Source organism: Ekhidna sp. (genome assembly GCF_965221965.1).
Classification (GTDB): domain Bacteria; phylum Bacteroidota; class Bacteroidia; order Cytophagales; family Cyclobacteriaceae; genus Ekhidna.
This window is the reverse complement of the sequence record NZ_OZ244926.1, coordinates 3,547,367-3,571,722: the sequence shown is the minus strand read 5'-3', so window position 1 is coordinate 3,571,722 and position 24,356 is coordinate 3,547,367. Positions and strand designations below refer to the sequence as shown.

The following is a 24,356-nucleotide window of genomic DNA, read 5'->3' as shown; positions in this document are numbered from 1 at the left end:
AAACGAAAAACCCTATTTAGTGAAAATATCCCAAAGAAAAGTTTATCATTTTACGATTCATTTTTGATTATTTCGGACTGACTAGTTGTCTTAATTTCCGATAAAAACCCGCCTTGCCTCTGCCATCTTGTCTTGAAATAGTCCAAAAATTTCTTTGGAATAGCATTTGACATCTTCTGATCGTACAAGAATCAGTATACAAATGAACTTTAATAATTATACAATCAAAGCGCAGGAAGCATTACAAAAAGCGACTGAAATTGCTTCTGGCGGAGGACAACAAGTAATTGAGACCGGACATCTACTTCGAGCCATATTGATGTCGGATGAGAACCTGATATCTTTTCTTTTAAAGAAATTGGGTGCTTCAAAGCAAATGATTGAGGCACCACTTGATGAGTTGATGCAAGGTTATCCGAAGGTTTCAGGTGGACAACCATACTTGTCAAACGATGCAGCAAAAGCACTTCAAAAGGCAGAGAAATATATAAAAGATTTCGGCGATGAGTATGTGGCGGTAGAGCACATCATCTTGGGAGTTTTGGCCGGCTCTGATAAGCCAGCCCATATTTTAAAAGATGCTGGCTTTCAGGAAAAGCAACTGATATCGGCTATTAAGGAATTGCGAGGAGGAGATAAGGTAACGGATCAAAATGCCGAGTCTAAGTATCGGTCACTTGAGCGATATTCCAAAAATTTGAATGAGATGGCCAAAAAAGGAAAAATTGATCCGGTAATTGGTCGGGATGAAGAAATCAGAAGAGTGCTTCAGATTTTGGCGAGAAGGACAAAAAACAACCCAATTCTGCTTGGTGAGCCAGGTGTTGGAAAAACAGCTATTGTTGAAGGAATGGCTCAACGAATCGTAGATGGCGATGTGCCGGAGAACCTGAAGTCAAAAACCATTATCTCCTTGGATATGGGACTGTTAGTTGCAGGAGCCAAATACAAAGGAGAGTTTGAAGAGCGACTAAAAGCGGTAATAAAAGAAGTAACTGACAGTGACGGAGAGATCATCCTTTTTATCGATGAGATTCATACGCTAATTGGAGCTGGTGGAGGGGGAGAAGGTGCAATGGATGCAGCTAACCTTTTAAAACCTGCGTTGGCTCGAGGAGAGCTTCATGCTATTGGAGCCACTACTCTCCAGGAGTACCAGAAATACATTGAAAAGGATAAAGCCCTTGAGAGACGATTCCAGGCTATTACGGTGGATGAGCCGAGTGTGTCTGACGCTATTTCCATCCTTCGTGGAATCAAGGATAAATACGAAGTACACCACGGTGTAAGGGTGAAAGATGATGCGGTGATAGCAGCTGTGGAACTCTCCCATCGATACATCGCGGATCGATTTCTTCCGGATAAGGCCATTGACCTGATGGACGAGGCAGCCTCCAAGCTACGCATTGAAATTGATTCCTTACCTGAAGAGTTGGATGAGCTCAATCGGCGCATTATGCAGTTGGAAATTGAGCGAGAAGCTATTCGAAGGGAAAAAAATAAAGAGAAAGAAAAGCAGTTGAATAAAGATATTGCTGATCTTGAATCTGAACGCGGAGAGCTCAAAGCAAAATGGGATAATGAGAAATCAGTGATTCAGGGCTTACGTGAAGAGAAGGAGAACATTGAAAGATATAAAACAGAGGCAGAGCAAGCTGAGCGAGCAGGTGAGTACAATAAAGTGGCTGAGATCAGATACGGAAAGATTGTTGAGGCTGAGAAAAAACTAGCTGAGTACCAGCAACAGCTTCAGGAGATGCAGGGAGAAAAGTCCCTACTGAAAGAGGAAGTAGATGCAGAAGATATTGCCGAAGTAGTGGCCAAGTGGACGGGTATTCCTGTTTCTAAAATGCTGCAAAGTGATCGGGAGAAGTTGATCCATTTGGAAGAGGAGCTCGGGAAAAGAGTAGCAGGACAGTCTGAAGCCATTCAGGCCGTATCTGATGCGGTCAGAAGAAGCAGGGCCGGATTGCATGATCCGAAGCGCCCGATTGGTTCGTTCATTTTCCTTGGAACCACGGGAGTGGGTAAGACAGAGTTGGCAAAAGCATTGGCTGAATATCTATTCAATGATGAGAATTCGATGGTTCGGATTGATATGTCTGAGTACCAGGAGCGTCATGCAGTGAGTCGATTAATTGGTGCGCCTCCGGGATATGTAGGATATGATGAGGGAGGTCAATTGACAGAGGCAGTTCGGAGAAAGCCATACAGTGTAATCTTGCTTGATGAGATTGAGAAAGCACATCCTGACGTTTTCAATATTCTGCTACAGGTGTTGGATGATGGTCGATTGACGGATAACAAGGGACGTGTAGCGAACTTCAAGAATACGATCATTATTATGACAACCAATATTGGTTCAGGGTTGATCCAGGAAAACTTTGAGAAGCTGGATGACAAAAATCCTGAGCCGGTGATTGAGGAAACGAAGAATCAGGTATTTGAACTACTGAAAAAGTCCGTGAGGCCTGAGTTCCTTAACCGCGTGGACGAAACGATTATGTTCCGACCACTGAGCAAGGATGACCTTCAGAAAATAGTTGGCATTCAGTTTAAGCTGATCCAGAAAAGGTTGGAGGAGAATGGAATTAAGATTGAAGCTGATGACAAGGTGTTGAAGCATCTCGGAAAGATTGGATTCGATCCACAGTTTGGAGCCAGGCCATTGAAACGAGTGTTGCAGCGAGAAATTTTGAATGAATTATCAAAAGAAATTCTTGCCGGCAATATCGAGAAGGACTCGGTGATTGGAGTAACACTCAGTGATAAGGGAACGATTGAATTTCTGAACCTGGATAAGGTGGAAATTGAGTGAGGATCTGGAAAATAATACGTCGCTTCTTTTGGGTGATGATCATAGGTGTGATGATCGCTTTTCATAACACCTACAATCAGGAGTTCAAATCAATTGATGACGTGAAACAGGAAATCATTGAGGAGGAAGAGGAATAATGACTGGCATTAAGCCGGTCCTTTCTTAAAAATCAGTCGTCCGACCACATCGAGTGGTGGGACGACTTTTTTATTTAAAACAGTTTGTACTGAGGCGGTGCAATGCCATTCATTCGTAAATAAACAGCCGCCTGCCCTCTGTGATGTGACACATGTTCATGCGCTTTTTGAATCCACGCTAAACGGGTGATTTTAAAAGGACCCCTTTCCACAATTTCCCCGAATGTGCTTTCATCCATGTTTTTGATGGACGCTATCGCAAAATCAAAGCTTTCTGTGACCATCCGCTTCACCTCTTCCTTCGATTGTAGTTTGGGATCTTTTTCCAGATTCGCATTGGCATATATTCTATCAGCCCCGGTACCATTACTCACCAGCCCGATGGTTCCCTGCGATGCATGTAGAAATTGTTCAGCATAGGTCCTGACCTCATCTGATGGTTTGTAGCCAAACTTATCAGCTGGCATGGCATCTACATATTCCAAAGACATAGCTTTGGCTCGTTCATAATCAGCCACCAGCGTTTCTATGCTGGTTTGAGCAAAGCAAAAGCTTACAGTAACTGATAGAAGGATTAGGCATACATTCTTTTTCATAGGAGTCATGTTATTTTTGTCAAATAACAGGAATGCATCCTAAATCCCTCACGTATTTATTTAAAGCAGTAAACTTTATTCAATTTTTACTGAATAGATATTACCATCATAACAGCCAAAAATGACCTGATTGTTCTGGAGAGCAGGTGATGAGAAGGAACCCATTGGCAGTTCATACTGATCAATAACCTCTCCATTCGAGCGATTTAGTAGGAATAGGACACCATTATCATTCGGGTCATACCCATTTCCAGCTGTATAGATCAGCCAATCTTCCGTCACTACAGGCTTGGTGTAAATGTTTTTTCCACCATTTTGAGACCAAATCGGTCGGCCAATCACGGGATCAAATGCCAACATGGAATAATTGTCAGATCCTCCGATATAAAGTGTATCACTATAAATAACCGGGTCACCAATTACCCAGCCTTTCTTCGCATCAGTGTAGGTCCATTCTTTTTCACCAGTTTTGATGTCCAGTACGTTGAGCATATAATTTCTGGCTCCAAAAAATAGCAGGCCTTCATATTGAATAAACTCTGAGACTACCCCTCCAAACGTGCCATAAGGCTTCTCACCCCGGTAGGTTTTCTTTTTCCAAATCAGCTCATTGCTATCTAGTGAATAGCAATAAACCATTCCATACCAGTCACCAAAGTAGAGACGGTTTTGATAAACGAATGGAGATGACCTGACAGGAGCATTTTTGTCTGTGGGATAGGTTTTTTGCACTACACCACCGGAGGCATCAATAGCATAAACTTTACCATTTCCACACCCTACATAAATTAAACCATCGTCATAGGTAGCAATGGATCGCTTATCATCAAAAGGGTCGATTTTGTACGGCCATTCATGATCCTGGTATTTAAAAATGAATGGATTCATCCCAGAATCCAGCTTCCAAATCAGATTTCCATTTTTTGCATCGACCAGGTAGAAAACATTTGCTGACTCAAAAAATATATTGCCCTCAACCCATGTGGCTTTTGCCTGAATATTTCCCCTAGTCTCCATCCGCCATTTCTCTGTACCTGAAGCCAAATCCAGGCAAAAGAACACCCCGTTCTCATCGCCAACGAAGATGTTTTCGTTGTTAATTAATGGTGTTGCCAGCACCCTCCCTGTGGTCTTGAACTCCCAGTTTGATTGAAGTTCCTGGGCAGCAATAATCCCCATGAGACACACTGCCGTAAGCATTAATGTGATTCGTTTCATTAGTCCACTTTTTAGTTTGTTTTACAAGCCTATATGAAGTCGTGTAAACATTGATTTACTTGGCTTTTCAAAACCTTGGTAAAACCTTGGCAGTATAATTCAGGAAATGTCCGACAAGGATTACATAGCGCGTTGCAGAGAACAAATTGAGAAAGAGCTCAACCTTGATCCCGCTAACCTCATGGAGCGAGACTATGAATACCTGCATGAAGTAATCCTTGAAAGAACAAAAACGGATCTGAGTACCTCCACTTTGCGGAGACTTTGGATGGATAAGTATCAGGGAGTGCCTCAGATCAAAACACTGGATGCACTTGCGCAGGTTCTGGGATATTCAGGCTGGCATGCATATAAGAACGCCAAATCATCTAAGCCACATTTGAAAAAACAAAGCAACCGTACCTTGTTGTTCATCATGGGGATCCTGGTTTTAGGATTCGCGACTATCATTCTTTTGACTTCAACAGATAAAGCAACAGGTGAGGTGAAGCTTGATCCGGAGGTTTTGATTTATGATGGAGTGCCGGCCACCATAGGATTTAATTATTCTGTCTTGAACCCCGGTGTGGAGATTGAGCTCTCATGGAACCCGTACGAAAGAACAATGCTAAACCCGGAAAGACACTTTTATACGGGCACCTATTATTATCCTGATTACCATCAGGCCAAGCTGATTTTCAAGAAACAAGTATTGGCACAGGAATTTGTGCATGTGACCACCAAAGGATGGCATGCACTGATAATGGATTCGGGTATGGACACACATCCGCAATATGTGGATAGCATCGATTTTATTTATTCAGATAAATTGGCCATCCATGACGAGGTTCTCAAGAAGGCTACTGACAAGTCCGAGGACGTTTATTCAGCATTTACCCTGTCCAATTCATCATTAGGCCAATTATCGGGAGATCATTTTTACCTTGTCGCTAATGTTGAAATGTCTCCTATGCCAGAAGGGCCACTGTGCCTTATTTACGAAGTGCTGATAAAGGGAAGTGGTGGGAACATTCGGATTCCGATCACTCAACCGGGATGCTACGGAGTTGCCACACTTGCATGTGCAGAAAAAAGAATGACGGGAAAGCTTAACGATTTATCCAATTTGTCCACTGACTTAACACTGCCGCATCAGGTAAAAATCTCATGTCAGAGCAAAATGTTAGCTGTGGAAGTAGGGAGCAATCAACCTTTCGAGTTAAGCTATGAAGAAGAAATTGGACAACTGAAAGTCATCAAATTTATTTTCAACGGACTGCCTGAGGTTACGGCTTTTGAATTGAAAGATGAACATAATGAAAAGTTGAAGGTAAATGATTGGTATCCATTCAATGAATAAATTTCCACTGGTCCGGGAACGATATTCTGGAAAATTCTCTTAAATTTATTTATCGATTACCCGTAACAAATACGTCATGACTACAGAAGAAATCCAATCCCAAATCAAAGAGTTAGAGTCCAGTCTCACCGGAGATATGTTTAACGACATGGAGATTAAAGACAAAATTCACAACCTGAAAATGAAGCTGAACGGCACCCGACCAATGAACTCAGAGATTGAGTGTGTCGGTTGCGGGAGTTAGCAGATACAGAAACCATTTTATTCACACATTGTCATTAGCCTGAAAGATCCCATATTATGAAGGTACTTCAGGCTTTTTTTATTTTACTTCTTTTGAAGCCCTTTGCTTCCGGGGCTCAGGAAGATTCCAGATACGATTACATCGCTAGCTATGGTGAACATGGTCACAGCAGTTTAGCTGTTGTCCGAAAGGAAAATCGCTACGGTCTAATCGACAGACAAGGCAAGGAAGTTCTGCCGCTGGAATATGAAAAGATTTATTCTTTTGGCCATTCGGGTCTGAATTGGGCAAAAGTTCAAAAAAATGGCAGGTATGGCTACATCGATCGTGCGGGGGCGATTGTAGTAAAACCGGTGTATGATCGAATCTATGAATTCGGAGATAAGAATGTAAACTGGGCCCTGGTGCTAAAGAATGGACTCTACGGCTTCATCGATCGGTCGGGAACTGAGGTGGTACCCTGCATTTACAGTGACATCAATTCTTATGGATCCTATGGAGTAGCATGGGCGCGAGTAGAAAAAGACGGCTTGTACGGTTTCATTGATCGGAGTGGGAAAGAAATTGTGCCGACGACATACACTCGGATAGGAAGTTTTGGCTCCATTGGAGCGGATTGGGCGAAGGTGGAGAAAAATGGACTGGAAGGCTTTATCGACAGAAGTGGCAAAGAGATCATTGCGCCCAAGTATACGTCTGTATCATCTTTTGGCACGATAGCCAGTCATTGGGCGCGAGTGGAAAGGAATGGACTTTACGGATTGATTGATCGCACCGGCAAGGAAGTCATATCACCCAAGTATGAACGCATCTACAATTTTGGAAGCAAAGGGGCTTCTCATTTGGCATTGGTCCGGAAAAATGGGCTTTATGGTTTTATTGATAAAACAGGGGATGAGGTAGTCCCTCCGATTTATGATCGGATTAGCTATTTCGACAGGGAGGACTCTAAATGGGCGTTAGTGGAGAAGGATGGAAGATTTGGGTTTATTGACAAATCAGGGAAAGTGGTGGTGCCTGTTGCTATGGCAGACCTGAGTGGGAGCTTCCATGAGCTAAGTGATCACTTCAGCTCTCGTGGCACTCACATCGGGAATTTAGGAGCAGTAAAGAAATTCTGGGTAAGTGATTTTGTGGGAAAGTATGCGCTTATCAAGAGCAAAAAGTCATGGAAGCTAGGCGTGATTGACAAAGAGTTTGAAGTAGTGGTGCCTGTGGAGTATCAAAAAATTATGGTGGATGAGGCAGGAAACATTCATGTTTGGAAATAAAAAAAACTGTTCTAAAAAAGCGGGGGTGTCATTCTGAATTTATTTCAGAATCTATCGGTATTTAGTTGAAGGCCAAATAAATCCTGAAACAAGTTCAGGATGTCAAAATCTTTTAGAACAGTTTTCTAACGGAAACTTATTTAAAAGCTTCCTTAAATAATTCCTTCATTTTTTCCCAGCTGGCACTATCAGCTTTGGCATTATATGCCAGAGGCATTTCAAACTTGGCCGCAATAGAATCTGCAGCTTTGCTGGTAAAGCTATGAACAGCACCCTCATAATTGACAAACTCATAGTTTGCTCCGGCTGCATCCATGGCAGCTTTGAAATCTTCGATCTGTTGTTCTGGTACGAACTGGTCATCTGCCCCGTTGGCCACAAAAACTCTGGCTTTTACTGCCCCAGAGTCCGGCATGACAGGTAGACCTAATCCTCCGTGAAAGGAAGCGACGGCATCCAGATCATAGCCTGAGTTAGCCATGCTGAGAACGACAGACCCACCAAAGCAGTAACCGATCGCACCGATTTTTTCATCGTCCACATTCGGGTGATTTTTCAATGTTTCCAGTGCGGCATCAAATCGTGCTTTTGCGTCATCAAAATTCCCCATGACCATACCTGCAAATTCACCGGCTTCATCAGGGTGAGCTGCTTGCTTACCTTCTCCATACATATCTACTGCAAGTGCTACATAGCCCAGCTCGGCCAGCATATCTGCTCTCTTTCTGGAGTATTCGTTGTGCCCCCACCACTCGTGAACAACCAAAATTCCAGGGCGCTTAGAGGAGTCATTAACGTCTAGTGCCAGGTATCCGATCATTGTTGTAGAGTCCGTGGCGTATGATGTCACTTTCCCTATTACCTTGACAGGCATTTCTTCCGGTGCATCACTATCAGATTCTTTTTCGGTGCTGGTACATCCAATCAAAAATGCACCGAGCAACATTCCATAAAGCAGTTTGAATTTCATCTTTTTAGGTTTTTAAGTTTAGTATAAAGGTAAACAGGAAAGAACGATGTACTGTTCCGAAAAATGGTGAGCTAAAGCTTTCTTGCTACTCTTTGATTCTTAACTCATCAGACAACTCGTTCGTATCAGAGTCTTTCCTAACAAACCCATGATGGAGTAGCAGCTCCTTACAGTGGTTGATTCCATTCACTAATCCATCACCGATTTGTCTACGCTTCAGTCCATCTGTTATTAATGAAACCACCTTTTCCCAGTCGTCTTTCTTCACCTTCGCATTGATTCCTTCATCCCCCATTACCAGAACAACATGCTCAAGTCTGCTTATGTAGATCAATATCCCAACTCGCTCCTTTGTATCATATACTTTTTCATTAAGGAATGCTTCCTTAGCTCGCAATGAGATCATCTCCATTGCCCGTTCATCCGAAATGAATACTCGCTTGATAACCGGAAATAATACAGGCAGAAAGTATCCAAGAATCATAAGTACGAGAATCACCACAAATGCTTCTAAAAAGGAAAGAGCTGGAAGCAGCCAGGTATAAGAAAGCATGGCTATGATTGCTAAACCTGCTATCCCAAGAATTGCCGCCAGGTGCCAGGATACTTCGGAATAGTCATCGCTCTGTCTGGTAAAGAAGGGCACGATTTCTCCACAGGATTCTTTTTCGAGTGCTTCCACAGCCTCTTTTACCCGGTGCTTTTCCTCTTTTGTAAATATGTATTTTTTCATTTGTTCAAATATTTTACCATCCGCCGGAAGCACCGCCCCCGCCAAAACCTCCGCCTCCACCGGAGAAGCCGCCTCCACTGAAGCCTCCTCCTCCGCCCCAGGAGGAGCCACCAACATATCCGCCATAGTATCCACCTCCGCGTCTACCACCTCCTGAGCCTCTGCCATTAAGGAAGATCAGAGCAAAAAAGGATGCAAAAACTGCAGAGATGAAGTTTACCACCAGCCAAACCACCAGAAATACAATAGAGATCACAATCAAATTGCTCTTTAAATTTCCCAACTTATTGGCGAGAGCTACTTTGACTATTACGACAATAAATATCAAAACAACAATTCCAATAAAGAAAAGCAGACCAATGGTTTTATCATTTTTGGCTGTGGTCGTTGGTTTAACTTCTGGCAACTCCTCACCATCTATTAGTCCGATTATAGCCTCCATCCCTTCTTCAATTCCCAAATAATAGTCGCCATCTCTGAAGTGAGGTACGATGATATTGTTAATGATCCGCTTGGCATATGCGTCAGGAATTGCTCCTTCAAGTCCATAACCAACCTCTATTCTTACTTTCCGATCATTTTTTGCAACTATCAATAAGACTCCATCATCTACATCACCGCGTCCAAGTTTCCATTGATCCACTACTCTAATCGAGTATTGTTCGATGGTTTCCGGTTTGGTGCTGTTTACCGTTAGAATTGCGAGTTGACTTTCCTTACGGTTTTCCAAGTCCTCTAACTGACGGGTAAGAAATGATTCTTCTGAAGTAGACAGCAAGTTGGCTAAATCCGTAACACGAGTCTCAAGCTTTGGGACATCCTGCGAATCTTGAGCGATGGATGGGCTGATGGAGTTAATACCGATCAGCAATAGAACTATTGATTTAAGGTATGATTTCATATCTTCGATGAAAATAAATAAATAAACATGAATAAGCGATTAATCACCATACTGATCATTGTCGTTGTTGTTTTTCTGGGGTACAATTTCTTCGCAGGGAAGTACAACAGCATGGTATCACTGGATGAAGAAGTGAATACCGAGTGGGCCAATGTTGAGACTCAATATCAGCGGAGATATGATCTTATTCCAAACCTGGTGAATACGGTGAAAGGTTTTGCTGAGCAGGAACGTGAGGTGTTGACCCAGGTCACAGAAGCTCGTGCAAAGGCATCCAGCATTCAGATAGATCCATCCAACCTCAATGAAGAAGCGCTGCAAAATTTTGCTAATGCACAGGGTCAATTGAATTCTGCTCTTTCCAGATTGTTGGTTACGGTGGAACGATATCCTGACTTGAAATCAAATCAGAATTTCCTGGAATTGCAGGCCCAGCTGGAGGGAACAGAAAATCGTATTTCTGTGGCGAGGACACGCTACAATGAAAAAACAAAGACCTACAATACGTACATAAGGAAGTTTCCGAACACCATGCTTGCCGGGATGTTCGGGTTTGAAAGGAAGCCACTATATGAGGCTTCTGAAGGAGCAGAAGATGCTCCGACTGTACAGTTTTAATGCTTAGTGAGACAAAATCGTCCCACCACTTTGAGTGGTGGGACGATTTAATATGTATTCCTTATTGAAGTGTAAAGTTTACCGGAATCCTCATTCTTACTTTGACCGGCACACCTCTTTGCTTACCCGGACTATAGTTCGGAAGTAATTTCAATACACGAACGGCTTCTTCATCACATCCTGCACCAATACCTTTTAATACCTCAATGTTGGTTATAGCTCCTTGTTCATCTATAACGAATGAAAGTGTTACTCTCCCCTCAACCCCAATACGTTGAGCAGCTTTCGGGTATTTGATGTTTTCTGCAATAAACGTTAACAATGCAGCATCTCCACCCGGAAATTCAGGCATATCTTCTACTCTCTCAAAAGGTGCATCAGGTACGACTTCAATTGCTTGTGTTTCACCTGTGATTAAATCCTCAATTTCATCCTCAATAATCGGGTCATCAATTTCCACAGCTTTCGTAAGTTCTTTCACTTCTTTGATTTCTGATGCTGCTGAGACCACCTGTTTTTCAACCTTAGGTTTGGGCATTTCAGGAATATCGTGTTTGGTCACTTTTGGCTCTTCCATGATGAACCACGGCTCTTCTATGGGGGGATCAGCATCTAACACCGAATCCACCGGAGACTTCCACTCAAAAGCAACAATGGTTAATGAGAGGGCAACAATCATTCCGATTCCAAAGAACACAGGTCTTCTATGCTCCAGATCATACTTTTTGTTTTTCTTTAATTCCATAATTCAAGTGTTTATTAGGTTTTCAATCGTTAGATCGAAATAAAAAGCATGAATCATGCCTGAATTAATTCAGAAAGTCATTGATGTGTTTGACGAGATCTTCAAAAACCTCTTTTTGGGGGAGCAAGTCTTCCTTATTTGCTCCGGCCATCGGTCGCGCTACAGTCTGATGTGATTCCTGAAGGAATTGCTCGCAGAGTTTTAAATCTTTTAAAATAGGATTGTTGCGATCCATCGAACAGGCGTGCCGGAATTCATCGAGATACGCCTCATACCATTTGCCAGCACTGCTAAAGGTCACAAGGGAGGTGAAAAACAGCTCGAGTACATGGTCTCTTCCGCTGACTGTGGTAAGTCGTGAAGAATCAAAGGACTTTTCCTGAAGTGACCAGAGCTTGAAGATATTTTCGGATAAATCCCTGTTTGCCGAATAGATTACATCGGTGCGGTACAAAGAAGAAATGACAAGTGAAGACCCTTCGGAAAGAGATTGAATGAGCGACTTAAAATTTTGTGCTGTTTTATCTCTGAAGCAGAAGGGAGGGGCTTCTTTTCCTTGTATGTGAATGCAATGAAGCATAGATCATTTGCTGATGGCTATTGCTCCTTACAAGATACGCTGAATTTCTGATTGTTGGTGTGTGATAGCAAAATCCATCGCCGTTTCTCCTGCGTTGTTCACAACAGAAGTATCTGCTCCCCGATTAATCAGCATTTGAGCAATATCAGCATAGCCCTTGAATGCGACACCCATCAGGGCGGTATTGCCGGAGGCATCCTGCGCATTGATATCCGCACCATGTTCCAGCAGAAGCTCGGCAATAGCTATTTTATTTAGGTAAGTAGCCATGACCAGAGGAGTGAAGCCTCTTTCATCAGGCTTGTTTACTATATCCGGTCTTTCTTGGATCAGACGTTTAATCTGTTCAAGATTTCCGGCATACATAAGCTGTGCTAGTTCCATAAATGTTAAAGAAAGGGCTCAAAGCTTGTTGAGCCCTTTACTTTTTCAAAGTATTAAAATATTAATCCAAATCGAATCGATCCGCATTCATCACTTTTGTCCAGGCTGCTATGAAATCCTTCACAAACTTTTCCTTATTATCATCCTGTGCATAAAACTCGGCGTATGCTCTAAGGATGGAATTGGAACCAAAGACCAGGTCTGCTCTGGTTGCCGTGTAGACAACTTCTCCCGTTTTTCTGTTTTTACCTTCGTAAAGGTTCGACCCTTTTGGTTCCCATTTGTAAGCCATGTCTGTCAGGTTCACAAAGAAGTCATTGGTCAATGATCCAACTTTGTCAGTGAATACACCGTCTTTTGACCCGCCATAATTGGCTCCCAAAACGCGCATACCTCCTACTAATACGGTCATTTCCGGAGCAGTTAGCCCGAGTAACTGAGCATGATCCAACATCATTTCTTCAGCAGAGGCTGCATATGCTTTCTTTTGGTAGTTTCTGAAACCATCGGCCACACGCTCAAGCGGTTCAAATGCTTCTACATCTGTCATCTCCTGAGTGGCATCCCCTCTTCCGGGAGCGAATGGAACTGCCATATTGAATCCTGCAGCTTTAACAGCTTTCTCTACGCCTACATTTCCTGCCAGAACAATCACGTCTGCAATGCTGGCATTAAAATCCTTGGCTAGCGGCTCCAATTTAGACAGCACTTTAGAAAGTCGGTCCGGTTCATTTCCTTCCCAGTCTTTTTGTGGGGCTAATCTGATCCTTGCTCCGTTTGCTCCACCTCGCATATCGGATCCTCTGAATGTTCTGGCACTGTCCCATGCAGTGGCTACCATGTCACCTATTGAGATGCCGGAATCTGCGATTTTGGCTTTCAGGGCATCTACATCGTAAGATGCGTTTCCCGGCTCAATTGGATCTTGCCAGATCAAATCTTCTTTAGGAACTTCCGGTCCAATGTATCGGGTCTTTGGTCCCATGTCTCTATGCGTAAGCTTAAACCAGGCTCGTGCAAATGTTTCTGAGAAGTATTCCTGGTCATCTTTAAACTTTAAGGATATCTCACGATAGATCGGGTCCTCCCGCATAGCCATATCTGCATCAGTCATCATAGGCATGGTTCTGATGGATGGATCTTCAACGTCTGCCGGCATGTCTTCCTCTTTAATGTCTTTTGGCATCCACTGATACGCACCTGCAGGGCTTTTCTTTAGCTCCCACTCATGCTCAAAAAGCATTTTGAAGTATCCATTGTCCCATTTAGTTGGTTCAGAAGTCCAGGCACCTTCCAGACCACTGGTCACGGAATGACGGCCTAATCCACCGTTTTGATCATTTTTCCAGCCGAAACCTTGTTCTTCAATGGCAGCTCCTTCCGGTTCAGGCCCAAGCTTATTGGCATCTCCGTTTCCGTGCGCTTTACCAACGGTGTGCCCGCCAGCCGTCAAAGCAACTGTTTCCTCATCGTTCATGGCCATTCGCTTGAAAGTCTCTCTTACCTGAGCAGCAGTCTTTAGTGGATCAGGCTTTCCGTTTACCCCTTCAGGGTTTACGTAGATAAGCCCCATGTGAACAGCAGCCAATGGGTTTTCCAGTGTGGAAGGATCATCCAGATTTTCATATCGTTCCTCACTTGGTGCCAGGAATTCTTTTTCAGCTCCCCAGTAAATATCTTTTTCCGGGTGCCAGATGTCCGGCCTTCCGAAAGAAAATCCAAATGTTTTTAGCCCCATCGTTTCATAAGCCGCATTTCCGGCCAAAATGAAAAGGTCTGCCCAGCTGACTTTATTACCGTATTTCTTTTTAATTGGCCATAACAGTCGTCTGGCTTTATCCAGGCTGGCATTATCCGGCCAGGAGTTTAGTGGAGAAAACCGCTGGTTTCCGGTTCCTGCACCACCTCTTCCATCAGAAATTCGATAGGTACCTGCTGCATGCCAGGCCATTCGAATCATAAACCCTCCGTAATGACCCCAGTCAGCCGGCCACCAATCCTGGCTGTCTGTCATCAATGCATGCATGTCTGCTTTGATCGCATCAAAGTCTAATTCTTTAACTGCCTCTCTGTAATCAAAGTCTTCATCATAAGGATTCGTTTTGGAATCGTGCTGGCTGAGTATATCCAGATTGAGGGAATTTGGCCACCAATGTTTATCGGTGGTACCGGAAGATGTATTGCCTCCGTGAAAGGGACATTTACTTATTCCGTTACTAATTGTTTTTGAGTCCATAGTCATATTCGAAAAGGTTTAATACTTTAACTATTGTAAATCTATTATTTGTATTATTTATAATTTTTATATGTCTATAAGCTATACATATGCTAAAATGTTTGGTGGTCTATTGATAATTCTTATCTCACTAAATGCTCTAGCACAAATCCAGAAGAAGTTTAAATCCAAATATGATCGCGATGATTTGGAGATGGTGCCTCCCGCACCGGATTATGCCCAAATGAAATATTGGATTGCTCACCCGGAGGTTGAGGACATGGCTGATGAGGTGCCTGGAAGAGGGGAATTGAAGGAATACCAGGACAGTGCAGAGGTGGATGTATTTTTTATTTATCCAACCATTTACACGAAAAAGCAAGACAAGGAACACCCCTGGTTTGCGGATGTAAATGATGAAAAGTTGAATAGGGATATTGCCACATCTACGATTAAGAATCAGGCGAGTGTTTTCAATGCTTCAGCGAAGGTGTACGCGCCACTTTATCGTCAGGCTCACATTGGCGTGTATTATGCGGACAATTTACCTCTGAAAGTAGAGGCATTGGAATTTGCCTATACGGATGTCAAAAGAGCGTTTGAGTATTACCTGGAAAACTGGAACAACGGACGACCTATTATCATCGCTTCTCATAGCCAGGGGACGAATCATGCGGTGAAACTGCTGCGTGAATTTTTTGAAAGTAGGGCTCTGATGAATCAATTGGTTGCAGCATACATCATTGGAATGCCACTTGATAAAGGCACATTTTCATACATCCCTGTCTGCAAAGACCCAACCGAAACGGGCTGCTGGATTACATGGAACACCTATGCCAGGGATTATTACCCACCGCAACATGATATTTGGTATGAGGATGCACTGAGCATAAACCCTTTGAGCTGGAATACCGATACAACCTATGTTTCATGGGGTGCCAACCGAGGAGGGGTGCTTAAGAATTTCAAAAAAATTCGACCGGGGCTTACGGATGCTCAGAACAAAGATGGAATGTTGTGGGTGAATAAACCCAGATACTTTTGGAAGTTTTTGATGAACTGGAAGCGATATCACATCGTGGATTATAACCTGTTTTATATGAATATCAGGGAAAATGTAGCGGAGCGAGTGGAGGCGTATCTCGAGGAAAATAAGGAGGATTAGCCCTCTTCATATTCATCTTTCTCTACGTACTCTTCCAGAAAATCAGGCAATAATGCCATCATTCGCTGCTGGATATCGAATAGTGTGGCACTGGCCAGGTAATCCACAGAAAAGTCACAGTATGCGATGAAACTTGTAAGCTTATCTCCTTCGAGTTTGGTGTTTTCGGCCACCCATTCCCTTGTGAATTTTTGATAAGCTCTGGAGGTGATATGTTTGTTTTTTCTGATTTGCTGCATCTTTCGCTTTTCTTTTTCCTTTTTGCTGAAAGAATGGTGCATGGCAGAGACCGGGTGGAAGAACACAAAGGCAGGATTGAGGTATTCATTCTTTTCCATTTGCGGATAAGGATCCATGACCACTTGTGGCACACCAAAAACCTTGAAGGTGGTGTCTTTGGGCTGCTCCTCCATGATCATCTCTTTAAATCGATCGTATCGGGGCAGCTTACCCACTACTACTTCATCCAGGTAGATTGTGTTGACGGGGAGCAGGAACTCAATTTCTTCATTTTCAAACCAGCTTGAGTCAGCGATCCAGAATAGCGTTTTATGGCCGACACTTGAAAATACCAGCGTATCTCCAATCTGTGCAGGCATTTTGAATTTACCATCCTGATTTGTAGAAGTGAGACTGCCGGCATCAATATTACGGATGTGTGCACCGATCATTTCATCACCACTAAGGCTATCACGAACGACACCATAGACGTATGTTCGCTGAGCACTCGCAATAGCACAAAGACACAAAAGCGATATGACCAGGAACGTTTTCACGACTCAAATATCTGATTTTCTTTCACGCAAAATTTTGATTTAGGATTATTTAACATTTTGAGTAAAAGCGGGTTAATTCTCCATGATTGAAATCAAAAAACATTCCGGCATCTATACATTAACAGTAATGCAGCAGCTGCCGATAAAGTTGTCTGAGGCCTGGGAATTTTTTTCATCACCGAAGAATCTGGAGCGAATCACACCCGATCATATGGGTTTCAAAATCACTTCTGGTGAGCCGCAAAAGATGTATCCCGGGCAGATAATTAGCTACAAAGTGTCCCCATTACCAGGGATAAAGACCAGCTGGGTCACTGAGATTACCCATGTGGAGGAAGGAAAGTTTTTTGTGGATGAGCAACGTTTCGGCCCCTACAGCATGTGGCATCATGAGCATCACTTTGAAGAGAATGAAAAGGGGATTATGATGACTGATAAAGTGTCTTACAAGATTCCATTTGGTTTTCTAGGGTCCATAGCACAAGCGCATTTTGTTAAGAGACAATTGAAAGGAATTTTCGAATACCGGGTAAAGGTGCTGGAAGAGAAGTTCGGGAAAAGCTAACTTTCAGGAATAATTTCCTGAATGATGAAAAATCTGCTCAAAGTAGAGGAATTGGCCATGTTCCTTCTTTCTATCTACCTATTTAGCTTGCTCGATTATGCCTGGTGGGTATTCTTGCTGTTGATTCTGGCTCCTGACATTGGCATGTTGGGCTATCTGATAAACACAAAAGTGGGGGCACTCACCTATAATATTTTTCATCATAAAGGCATAGCCATTTTGCTCCTGGTATTTGGATGGGCAGCCATTTCTGAAGAGATCATGCTGGCAGGGATCATCTTATTTGGGCATTCCAGTATGGACCGGATATTCGGGTACGGGTTGAAGTTTAATGATAACTTTAAACATACACATTTAGGAAACCTGTAATCATGGCAAAAGCACCCTTCCCTACAGAAGATATGGCACTGACGACTATTTTGGTCGTTTCTGACATGAAGAAATCCAAAGAGTTCTATCAACATATTTTAGGAGCAGAGGTCTATCGTGAGTATGGTGGAGACTCATGCGTCTTACAATTTTTGGGAAACTGGATTCTGCTAGTAACACAAGGAGGCGAAACCAAAGACAAGCCGAACACACAATTTGTGTCACCAAAAAACCCCAACGATATAAGTCATTCCTTCACTATTCGTGTAAAGGATTGCATGGGATGTTACGAAACCCTAAAAGAAAGAGGGGCTGAGTTTCTTACTCCTCCGGTGGACTGGGGGTATGAGATACGGGCTTTTTTCCGTGATCCTGATGGTCATCTTTTTGAGATCAGTGAAGCGTGATTTCGATTATCATTCCAACACTCAATGAAGAAAAATATCTGAGGCAAACCATCTTACATACCTTAAAGATGGTCGAAGGCAAAACCAACCTGGAGCTAATTGTCGTAGATGCAGGAAGTACGGATGGAACGATCAAAAGCATTGAAGACCTGGAGGTAAAAAGCATAATAAGGCCGGACCTGCTTTTTCAAAAGTATGCAAGTATGAACTACGGTGCTGATCAATCTTCCGGTGACGTTCTCTTATTTCTGGATGCAGATACTTTACTGCCTAAGCGCTTCGATACGCTCATTCGACAAGAATTGAAAAGTACCGAAGTAGTAGGTGGGGCTTTTGAGTTTTCATTTGAAAATCCTGATTGGAAATTATGGACACTGGCCATCCTTAATCGGATCCGGTACCGTTTTAGCAAAGTGTATTATGGCGATCAGGCGGTCTTTGTTAGCAGGGAGGTATTTAATCAAATTAGTGGAGTTCCGGAAGAAGCATTGATGGAAACAGCTTTTTTATGCAAGAGGCTGAGAAAGGTAGGCAGATTAGCACTTCTTCGCCCCGGCATTCGGACTTCTGCACGTCGATTTCTTGAACATGGTTTTTTTAAGGTGGCCTGGTTTGACCTGAATATGTTCATTCGTTTTAATTTAGGGATTCCGGTTTCTCCATACGCCGAGAAATACTGGAACAAAAACCTAACGAATTAGATGGACCAGCAACCTCTTGTATCAATCATCATGGCGGCAAAAGATACCGCACCCTATCTGCCTAAGTGCATGGACTCGATTGTTCGGCAGACATATAAAAACTGGGAGTTGATTGCCATTAATGACCACTCTTCTGACCGAACGCCGGACATCCTGAACTGGTATGCGGAAAAAGACGACCGGATCAAAGTGGTGCATAGTCGCAGACATAAGCTGATACCCGCACTGAAAGAAGGATATGCCCAGGCTAAAGGGGAACTGATCAACCGAATGGACTCAGATGATTACATGCCGGATGATAAGATCGAAGTATTAGTCACAGAATGGTTGAAGCATGGCAAGGGTCATATTGTAGCAGGAGGTACGCAGCACTTCGTGGATAAAGGGGAGATAGGTGATGGTTTTCGCAGATATGAAGAGTGGCTAAATGAAGTAGCTCGGGAGGAAAAGCATTATCAGGAAATCTACCAGGAATGTGTCATTCCATCTCATTGCTGGATCATTCATAAAGAAGATTTTGATGCGGTGAACGCATTTAACCCGGAAGTCTATCCGGAAGATTACGACCTGTGCTTTCGTTTTTACAAAAAGGGATTGAAAGTACATGGAATAGATAAAGTGCTTCACTACTGGCGGGATCGGTCAGATCGTATTTCGCGGACATGGGAGGAGTACAAGGACAATCGCTACTTCGAAATGAAACTTCGGTACTTTTATCAGATAGACCGGGATCGATCCCGGCCGCTGTTGCTTTGGGGCGCAGGACGCAATGGAAAAGATTTGGCCAAGCTTCTTTTTGAAGAAGAGAACACTTTTCATTGGGTGTGCGACAATAGAAGGAAAGTAGGGAAGGACGTCTACGGCATTACCATCAAGCATCAGGAGAGCGTTCCGGAAATTGAAAAACCTCAAATCTTGATTGTAGTCACCTCCCCTGAAGAAAAAGTAGAAATACGAAATCAGCTGGAGAAGTGGGGGAAGAAACCCGTTGAAGACTTTTGGTTTTTCGCCTGATGCAGCAACGAGCTTATATCCTTTCAATCATAGTAGTTGCGCAATTTTTCTGCACCTCACTTTGGTTTGCCGGGAATGCTGTGATGCCGGGACTGATTGTTAAGCTTAACTTGCTCGATACAGATTTAGGATACATCACTTCCGCGGTTCAGCTTGGCTTCATTATCGGAACGCTCGTTTATGCTATGCTTACGATAGCGGATCGCTTCCAGCCGTCCCGGGTTTTCTTTGTTAGTGCCTGTTTGGGGTCGATCTTCAATGGACTGATTGTTTGGGATGTTTCTTTTTCACAGCTCCTGGCCCTACGATTTTTCACAGGCTTTTTTCTGGCGGGTATTTATCCGGTCGGGATGAAAATTGCGGCAGATTATTTCGAAAAAGGCCTAGGGAAAGCACTTGGGTTTTTGGTAGGTGCCCTGGTATTGGGAACAGCTCTGCCTCATCTGCTGGCCAGCATAGACCTTTCTTATGACTGGACCGTAGTGATCTATGCTACATCCACCCTTGCTGTGACCGGAGGGTTGTTGATACTGGTTTTTGTTCCGAACGGACCTTTCCGAAAACAAGGAGCAAAGCTGAAGCTAAAAGCGGCTATGAAAGTCTTCGAGAGTCGACCATTCAAAGCTGCGGCTTTCGGATATTTTGGACATATGTGGGAGCTCTATGCCTTCTGGGCGTTTGTCCCGGCTATGTTGGTTTTATATGAAAATCTTCGCAGTGTAGAAATAAATGTTTCTCTCCTGTCATTTCTGATCATTGGAGGAGGTGCGATCTCCTGTATTGCAGGAGGCTATCTGTCTGAGTGGTTAGGAGAGAAAAAGGTCGCAGCATCATCCCTTTTCATCTCAGGGATTTGCTGTCTATTAAGTCCGATTGTCTTTTTTGCTCCAGAACTTATTTTCATTGGGCTTCTTGTCATCTGGGGACTTGCGGTCATTGCAGACTCGCCACTTTTTTCTTCCCTGGTGGCAAAAAATGCAAAACCCGAACTCAAAGGCACGGCGCTGACTATCGTGACATGTATTGGATTTTCAATCACGATTGTGAGTATTCAATTGCTCAATTACTTGGTTGATAAATTCCCGACCTATGCTTATTTAATACTCGCTCTCGGTCCTGTTTTTGGTTTGGCATCTCTCAAAACAAAGAAATGAAGGGATGATTCAAAAAAACCAAGAACACCATTTAGAGGTGTAACCTTTTTTTGATTAGGAGCTATTGTTAGTAACTTGATTACATATCAACCCTATAAAAAATGAAAAAACACCTCATCTTACTAGCAGCAGCCTTCTTTTTGGCCTGTGATATTTCAGCACAAATTAGCGCTCGGATGTTACGAGATCCGGATGTCTCAGACAGCCAAATTGCTTTTGTTTATGCCGGAGACATATGGCTCGTTTCAAAAAATGGAGGAACGGCCTACAAACTTAGCTCTCCAAGCGGAGAGGAGAAATTTCCAAAATTTTCTCCTGACGGATCCAAAATTGCTTTTACAGCTAATTATAATGGAAACTGGGATGTATATGTTATTCCCAATACTGGCGGTCTCCCAAAGCGACTGACATCACATGGAGATGCAGACATGGTCATTGATTGGAATCCTGCCGGCGACAAAGTTTTGTTTTCATCGTCGCGAGAAAGTGGTAGGCAAAGGTTTAGTCAGCTTTTTGAAGTTGGAATGGATGGAGGATTACCGACTAAACTGGCTCCTCCTTATGGTTCGTTGGCTTCTTATTCACCAGATGGCAGCAAGCTCGCATTTAACTTTAAGTCAAGAATCAATCGTACATGGAAAAGATACAAAGGAGGATGGGCACCAGACATCTGGACGTACGACTTAGCCACAAATACGTCAGAAAACATCACAAACAATCCATCAAGTGATGAATTCCCAATGTGGTCAGGGAATAAAATTTATTACTTATCAGATGATGGCCCAAATAGCAGATACAATATTTGGTCTTATGACATTGGGGCAGGAGCGAAAACCCAAATCACCAATTACACCGAATACGATATTCATTATCCTTCGCTTGGACCAAGTGAGATCGTGTATGAAAATGAAGGTAAACTATACCTCATGAATCTGTCGAATCAGGAATCCAGAGAGGTTGAAGTGAATGTCATTACAGACCAAACTTCGCTCGCTGTAAAACGGGTTGACGCAAGCGAAAACCTTGGATGGTTTGATATTTCTCCTGATGGAAAACGCCTCATTATTTCCGCCAGGGGCGATGTGTTCACTGTTCCTGCAGAAGATGGAATCACCAGAAACCTTACACGCACAAGTGGTGCTTACGATCGCACTCCTTCATGGTCTCCGGATGGAAAAAAAATCGCATATTGGACAGACGAAACCGGAGAATATCAACTAAAAATTCACAATACGGAAAATGGGACTTCACAGATCGTTTCAAACTATTCGTCTGGATTCAGGTATGCTATGTTTTGGTCTCCTGATAGCAAAAAAATTGCTTTTGTAGATCAGACCATGGCCTTCCAATACTTTGATCTCAATACCAAGCAAACAATAAAGATTGGTGAGGGTAGATACCTGTTTCATGGTGGGCTGAACAACTATACTTTTTCCTGGTCATCTGATAGTAAGTGGATTGCATTCACTCAGGAAAACGCAAACAGGAATACATCGATTTATTTGTTCAATACCGCAACCAAGACGAGTCAAAAAATGACAAGTGGCTATTACAATGATTTTTCGCCAACATTTGATCCGGATAATAAGTACTTGTTTTTCCTTACGAACAGGAATATTAGCCCTGCTTACTCATCACTTGACAACACATTCATCTACCCAAATAGTACAATGATTGCGGCTGTTCCTCTAACCAAATCAACAGATAGTCCATTGAAGCCAAAGAATGATGAAGTGGAAGTGAGCGAGGAAAAGGCATCTGATGATGAAAATAAAAAGGACAAAAAGAAGGATGGAGATGCGGACGAGTCTGTGAAAATAGATCTGGCTGGGTTCGAAGAAAGGATCGTTTTACTCCCTGTAGGTCCGGGAAATTATGGAGCTCTCGAGGCTGTTTCAGGCAAAGTGGTATTTATGCAATTTCCATACACCGGCTCACCCGAAAATTCTTCAGATGTCAAGTATTATGACATAGAAGAAAGAGAGGTAAAGACGATCATCGGTTCGATCAATGGAGGGATAGAAGTTTCCGCAGATGGAAAGAAAGTAGCAGTTGCTAACAGGGGACAACACGCCATCCTTGACATAGCTGAAGGTCAAAAAATGGATAAAACCATTGACCTGTCTAATATGCAAATGGAGGTTGATCCGATGGCAGAATGGCAGCAAATCTTCGCTGATTCCTGGAGGTTTCAGCGTGACTATTTCTACGACAAAGACATGCACGGATTGGATTGGAATGCAATCAAGAAACAGTACGGAAAGCTGATAAGTCAGTGCGTTACACGCTGGGATGTCAACTATGTTTTGGGAGAAATGATTGGTGAGCTAAATGCCTCACATACCTACCGTGGAGGTGGAGATTTAGAAAACACACCTAATGTTAATGTCGGCTATCTGGGAGTAGATTGGGCAAAAGAAAATGGCGCGTACAGAATAAAGAGGATTGTAAGAGGAGCACCGTGGGATGCCGAGGTAGTTTCTCCGTTGGATGCTCCGGGAGTGAATATCAACGTTGGAGATTATATCCTGGCTGTGAATGGGGTACCGGTAGATATTACCAAAGATCCTAATATGGCCTTTCAGGGGATGGCCGGAGAAACCGTAGAATTGACATTGAACAACACGCCTTCGCTGAGTGGATCCAGAACCCAGCTGGTAGAAACACTTAATAGCGAATCCAGGCTAAGACACCTTGAGTGGATAGAAAACAATCGGAAACTAGTGGATGAGAAGACCAATGGGAGAGTTGGGTATGTCTATGTAAGAAGTACGGGAATAGATGGTCAAAACGAGTTGATTCGACAGTTTACCGCTCAATACCATAAAGATGGATTGATTATCGATGAGCGGTTTAACAGTGGAGGACAAATTCCGGATCGTTTCATTGAAATGCTGGATCGGAAACCACTGGCCTTCTGGGCTGTGCGCGATGGGGATACCTGGCAGTGGCCTCCGGTGGCCAATTTTGGACCAAAAGCCATGCTGATTAATGGATGGAGTGGATCTGGCGGTGATGCCTTCCCTGACTACTTTAGAAAAGCAGGTCTTGGGCCATTAATTGGAACCAGAACCTGGGGAGGGCTTATTGGCATTTCAGGCGCACCGTCATTGATTGATGGCGGAGTTGTGACCGTGCCAACATTCAGGATGTACAACCCGGACGGAACATGGTTTAAAGAAGGGTACGGGGTAGATCCGGATATAGAGGTAAAAGAAAATCCGGGAGAATTAGCCCGGGGGACAGATGCCCAATTGCTTCGCGCAATTGAATGGATAAATAAAGAACTGGAAAACTATCAGGGGATACCTTCCCGACCTGTTAAAGAGAAGAGATAAAGGATGCCCACTTCTGTGGGCACTCTCCATGAGACCAGTCGTCCAGCCAATAAAGAGGTTGGACGACTTTTTATTAAAGTTGTTATTTCTAGGAAGTT

The 24,356-nt window shown here is 43.2% G+C and carries 24 protein-coding genes; 14 read left to right on the top strand and 10 right to left on the bottom strand.

The window, feature by feature from the left end:
* The first annotated feature begins 202 nt into the window (after nt 1–202).
* Both clpB and ACOQON_RS16640 read left to right on the top strand, forming a co-directional pair.
* A complete protein-coding gene (gene clpB / locus ACOQON_RS16645) occupies nt 203–2,818 on the top strand; it encodes an ATP-dependent chaperone ClpB (RefSeq protein ID WP_420576555.1) in 2,616 nt (871 codons plus the stop codon).
* Nucleotides 2,815–2,955 (top strand): hypothetical protein, encoded by a 141-nt coding sequence (locus ACOQON_RS16640; RefSeq protein ID WP_420576554.1) that lies wholly within the window; start codon nt 2,815–2,817, stop codon nt 2,953–2,955. Before clpB ends, ACOQON_RS16640 begins: the two co-directional genes overlap by 4 nt.
* A 74-nt stretch (nt 2,956–3,029) precedes the next feature.
* Here the strand turns inward: ACOQON_RS16640 and ACOQON_RS16635 are convergent, their stop codons facing one another.
* Together ACOQON_RS16635 and ACOQON_RS16630 are read right to left on the bottom strand one after the other, a co-directional pair.
* Nucleotides 3,030–3,551, bottom strand: a complete 522-nt coding sequence (locus ACOQON_RS16635; protein WP_420576553.1) for a DinB family protein — start codon at nt 3,549–3,551, stop codon at nt 3,030–3,032.
* A 75-nt stretch (nt 3,552–3,626) separates the two neighbouring features.
* The gene (locus tag ACOQON_RS16630) at nt 3,627–4,769 is read right to left on the bottom strand and encodes a PQQ-binding-like beta-propeller repeat protein (protein WP_420576552.1); all 1,143 of its coding nucleotides are present in this window, start codon (nt 4,767–4,769) and stop codon (nt 3,627–3,629) included.
* A gap of 106 nt (nt 4,770–4,875) precedes the next feature.
* Between ACOQON_RS16630 and ACOQON_RS16625 the strand changes: the two genes are divergently transcribed.
* The 3 genes from ACOQON_RS16625 (at nt 4,876) to ACOQON_RS16615 (ending at nt 7,623) form a co-directional block, all read left to right on the top strand.
* Entirely contained in the window at nt 4,876–6,108 is a 1,233-nt protein-coding gene (locus ACOQON_RS16625) for a hypothetical protein (protein ID WP_420576551.1), read from the top strand.
* A 76-nt stretch (nt 6,109–6,184) separates the two neighbouring features.
* Nucleotides 6,185–6,352, top strand: coding sequence for a hypothetical protein (locus ACOQON_RS16620; RefSeq protein ID WP_420576550.1), 168 nt, complete (start codon nt 6,185–6,187; stop codon nt 6,350–6,352).
* 56 nt (nt 6,353–6,408) lie between these two features.
* On the top strand, nt 6,409–7,623 hold the full coding sequence (locus tag ACOQON_RS16615) for a WG repeat-containing protein (RefSeq protein ID WP_420576549.1): 1,215 nt from the start codon (nt 6,409–6,411) through the stop codon (nt 7,621–7,623).
* 136 nt (nt 7,624–7,759) lie between these two features.
* Here ACOQON_RS16615 and ACOQON_RS16610 read toward each other — a convergent pair whose 3' ends face one another.
* The 3 genes from ACOQON_RS16610 to ACOQON_RS16600 form a co-directional block, all read right to left on the bottom strand.
* Nucleotides 7,760–8,593 carry a dienelactone hydrolase family protein gene (locus ACOQON_RS16610; protein ID WP_420576548.1) on the bottom strand — a complete coding sequence of 278 codons (834 nt, stop codon included), beginning with the start codon at nt 8,591–8,593 and terminating at the stop codon, nt 7,760–7,762.
* Nucleotides 8,594–8,678: 85 nt separating this feature from the next.
* A complete protein-coding gene (locus ACOQON_RS16605; RefSeq protein WP_420576547.1) occupies nt 8,679–9,326 on the bottom strand; it encodes a TPM domain-containing protein in 648 nt (215 codons plus the stop codon).
* Between the two features lie 13 nt (nt 9,327–9,339).
* Nucleotides 9,340–10,227, bottom strand: a complete 888-nt coding sequence (locus tag ACOQON_RS16600) for a TPM domain-containing protein (RefSeq protein WP_420576546.1) — start codon at nt 10,225–10,227, stop codon at nt 9,340–9,342.
* Between the two features lie 27 nt (nt 10,228–10,254).
* On the opposite strand from ACOQON_RS16600, the gene ACOQON_RS16595 reads away from it, so the two are divergent.
* Nucleotides 10,255–10,845, top strand: a complete 591-nt coding sequence (locus ACOQON_RS16595) for a LemA family protein (RefSeq protein WP_420576545.1) — start codon at nt 10,255–10,257, stop codon at nt 10,843–10,845.
* 61 nt (nt 10,846–10,906) lie between these two features.
* Here the strand turns inward: ACOQON_RS16595 and ACOQON_RS16590 are convergent, their stop codons facing one another.
* The 4 genes from ACOQON_RS16590 to katG form a co-directional block, all read right to left on the bottom strand.
* A complete protein-coding gene (locus ACOQON_RS16590; RefSeq protein ID WP_420576544.1) occupies nt 10,907–11,590 on the bottom strand; it encodes an energy transducer TonB in 684 nt (227 codons plus the stop codon).
* Nucleotides 11,591–11,654: 64 nt separating this feature from the next.
* Complete coding sequence (locus ACOQON_RS16585) at nt 11,655–12,170, bottom strand: hypothetical protein (RefSeq protein WP_420576543.1); 516 nt, start codon at nt 12,168–12,170, stop codon at nt 11,655–11,657.
* A 27-nt stretch (nt 12,171–12,197) separates the two neighbouring features.
* Nucleotides 12,198–12,554 carry an ankyrin repeat domain-containing protein gene (locus ACOQON_RS16580; protein ID WP_420576542.1) on the bottom strand — a complete coding sequence of 119 codons (357 nt, stop codon included), beginning with the start codon at nt 12,552–12,554 and terminating at the stop codon, nt 12,198–12,200.
* A gap of 61 nt (nt 12,555–12,615) precedes the next feature.
* Complete coding sequence (katG, locus tag ACOQON_RS16575) at nt 12,616–14,790, bottom strand: catalase/peroxidase HPI (RefSeq protein ID WP_420578698.1); 2,175 nt, start codon at nt 14,788–14,790, stop codon at nt 12,616–12,618.
* 70 nt (nt 14,791–14,860) lie between these two features.
* Here katG and ACOQON_RS16570 point away from each other — a divergent pair, with 70 nt between their 5' ends.
* Nucleotides 14,861–15,934, top strand: coding sequence for a DUF3089 domain-containing protein (locus ACOQON_RS16570; RefSeq protein WP_420576541.1), 1,074 nt, complete (start codon nt 14,861–14,863; stop codon nt 15,932–15,934).
* Here the strand turns inward: ACOQON_RS16570 and ACOQON_RS16565 are convergent.
* Entirely contained in the window at nt 15,931–16,710 is a 780-nt protein-coding gene (locus ACOQON_RS16565; protein ID WP_420576540.1) for a carboxypeptidase-like regulatory domain-containing protein, read from the bottom strand. The two genes, ACOQON_RS16570 and ACOQON_RS16565, sit on opposite strands and share 4 nt — an antisense overlap.
* Nucleotides 16,711–16,792: 82 nt before the next feature.
* Here ACOQON_RS16565 and ACOQON_RS16560 point away from each other — a divergent pair, with 82 nt between their 5' ends.
* The 7 genes from ACOQON_RS16560 (at nt 16,793) to ACOQON_RS16530 (ending at nt 24,258) form a co-directional block, all read left to right on the top strand.
* Nucleotides 16,793–17,275: an SRPBCC family protein gene (locus tag ACOQON_RS16560; RefSeq protein WP_420576539.1), complete on the top strand. Its 483-nt coding sequence runs from the start codon at nt 16,793–16,795 to the stop codon at nt 17,273–17,275.
* Nucleotides 17,276–17,296: 21 nt separating this feature from the next.
* Nucleotides 17,297–17,644, top strand: coding sequence for a DUF4260 domain-containing protein (locus ACOQON_RS16555; RefSeq protein WP_420576538.1), 348 nt, complete (start codon nt 17,297–17,299; stop codon nt 17,642–17,644).
* Between the two features lie 2 nt (nt 17,645–17,646).
* Nucleotides 17,647–18,051 (top strand): VOC family protein, encoded by a 405-nt coding sequence (locus tag ACOQON_RS16550; protein WP_420576537.1) that lies wholly within the window; start codon nt 17,647–17,649, stop codon nt 18,049–18,051.
* Complete coding sequence (locus ACOQON_RS16545; RefSeq protein WP_420576536.1) at nt 18,048–18,752, top strand: TIGR04283 family arsenosugar biosynthesis glycosyltransferase; 705 nt, start codon at nt 18,048–18,050, stop codon at nt 18,750–18,752. Before ACOQON_RS16550 ends, ACOQON_RS16545 begins: the two co-directional genes overlap by 4 nt.
* On the top strand, nt 18,753–19,766 hold the full coding sequence (locus ACOQON_RS16540) for a glycosyltransferase (RefSeq protein WP_420576535.1): 1,014 nt from the start codon (nt 18,753–18,755) through the stop codon (nt 19,764–19,766).
* Nucleotides 19,766–20,920: an MFS transporter gene (locus ACOQON_RS16535; protein ID WP_420576534.1), complete on the top strand. Its 1,155-nt coding sequence runs from the start codon at nt 19,766–19,768 to the stop codon at nt 20,918–20,920. The genes ACOQON_RS16540 and ACOQON_RS16535 overlap by 1 nt, the downstream gene beginning before the upstream one ends.
* Nucleotides 20,921–21,021: 101 nt before the next feature.
* Entirely contained in the window at nt 21,022–24,258 is a 3,237-nt protein-coding gene (locus tag ACOQON_RS16530) for a S41 family peptidase (RefSeq protein WP_420576533.1), read from the top strand.
* Nucleotides 24,259–24,356 lie beyond the last annotated feature (98 nt).

Bases quoted from the DNA above. Each gene is read 5' to 3' on its own strand.
- clpB (WP_420576555.1), top strand. From the start codon at position 203: ATGAACTTTAATAATTATACAATCAAAGCGCAGGAAGCATTACAAAAA.
- ACOQON_RS16635 (WP_420576553.1), bottom strand. From the start codon at position 3,551: ATGAAAAAGAATGTATGCCTAATCCTTCTATCAGTTACTGTAAGCTTT.
- ACOQON_RS16630 (WP_420576552.1), bottom strand. From the start codon at position 4,769: ATGAAACGAATCACATTAATGCTTACGGCAGTGTGTCTCATGGGGATT.
- ACOQON_RS16625 (WP_420576551.1), top strand. From the start codon at position 4,876: ATGTCCGACAAGGATTACATAGCGCGTTGCAGAGAACAAATTGAGAAA.
- ACOQON_RS16620 (WP_420576550.1), top strand. From the start codon at position 6,185: ATGACTACAGAAGAAATCCAATCCCAAATCAAAGAGTTAGAGTCCAGT.
- ACOQON_RS16615 (WP_420576549.1), top strand. From the start codon at position 6,409: ATGAAGGTACTTCAGGCTTTTTTTATTTTACTTCTTTTGAAGCCCTTT.
- ACOQON_RS16610 (WP_420576548.1), bottom strand. From the start codon at position 8,593: ATGAAATTCAAACTGCTTTATGGAATGTTGCTCGGTGCATTTTTGATT.
- ACOQON_RS16605 (WP_420576547.1), bottom strand. From the start codon at position 9,326: ATGAAAAAATACATATTTACAAAAGAGGAAAAGCACCGGGTAAAAGAG.
- ACOQON_RS16600 (WP_420576546.1), bottom strand. From the start codon at position 10,227: ATGAAATCATACCTTAAATCAATAGTTCTATTGCTGATCGGTATTAAC.
- ACOQON_RS16595 (WP_420576545.1), top strand. From the start codon at position 10,255: ATGAATAAGCGATTAATCACCATACTGATCATTGTCGTTGTTGTTTTT.
- ACOQON_RS16590 (WP_420576544.1), bottom strand. From the start codon at position 11,590: ATGGAATTAAAGAAAAACAAAAAGTATGATCTGGAGCATAGAAGACCT.
- ACOQON_RS16585 (WP_420576543.1), bottom strand. From the start codon at position 12,170: ATGCTTCATTGCATTCACATACAAGGAAAAGAAGCCCCTCCCTTCTGC.
- ACOQON_RS16580 (WP_420576542.1), bottom strand. From the start codon at position 12,554: ATGGAACTAGCACAGCTTATGTATGCCGGAAATCTTGAACAGATTAAA.
- katG (WP_420578698.1), bottom strand. From the start codon at position 14,790: ATGGACTCAAAAACAATTAGTAACGGAATAAGTAAATGTCCCTTTCAC.
- ACOQON_RS16570 (WP_420576541.1), top strand. From the start codon at position 14,861: ATGTCTATAAGCTATACATATGCTAAAATGTTTGGTGGTCTATTGATA.
- ACOQON_RS16560 (WP_420576539.1), top strand. From the start codon at position 16,793: ATGATTGAAATCAAAAAACATTCCGGCATCTATACATTAACAGTAATG.
- ACOQON_RS16555 (WP_420576538.1), top strand. From the start codon at position 17,297: ATGATGAAAAATCTGCTCAAAGTAGAGGAATTGGCCATGTTCCTTCTT.
- ACOQON_RS16550 (WP_420576537.1), top strand. From the start codon at position 17,647: ATGGCAAAAGCACCCTTCCCTACAGAAGATATGGCACTGACGACTATT.
- ACOQON_RS16540 (WP_420576535.1), top strand. From the start codon at position 18,753: ATGGACCAGCAACCTCTTGTATCAATCATCATGGCGGCAAAAGATACC.
- ACOQON_RS16535 (WP_420576534.1), top strand. From the start codon at position 19,766: ATGCAGCAACGAGCTTATATCCTTTCAATCATAGTAGTTGCGCAATTT.
- ACOQON_RS16530 (WP_420576533.1), top strand. From the start codon at position 21,022: ATGAAAAAACACCTCATCTTACTAGCAGCAGCCTTCTTTTTGGCCTGT.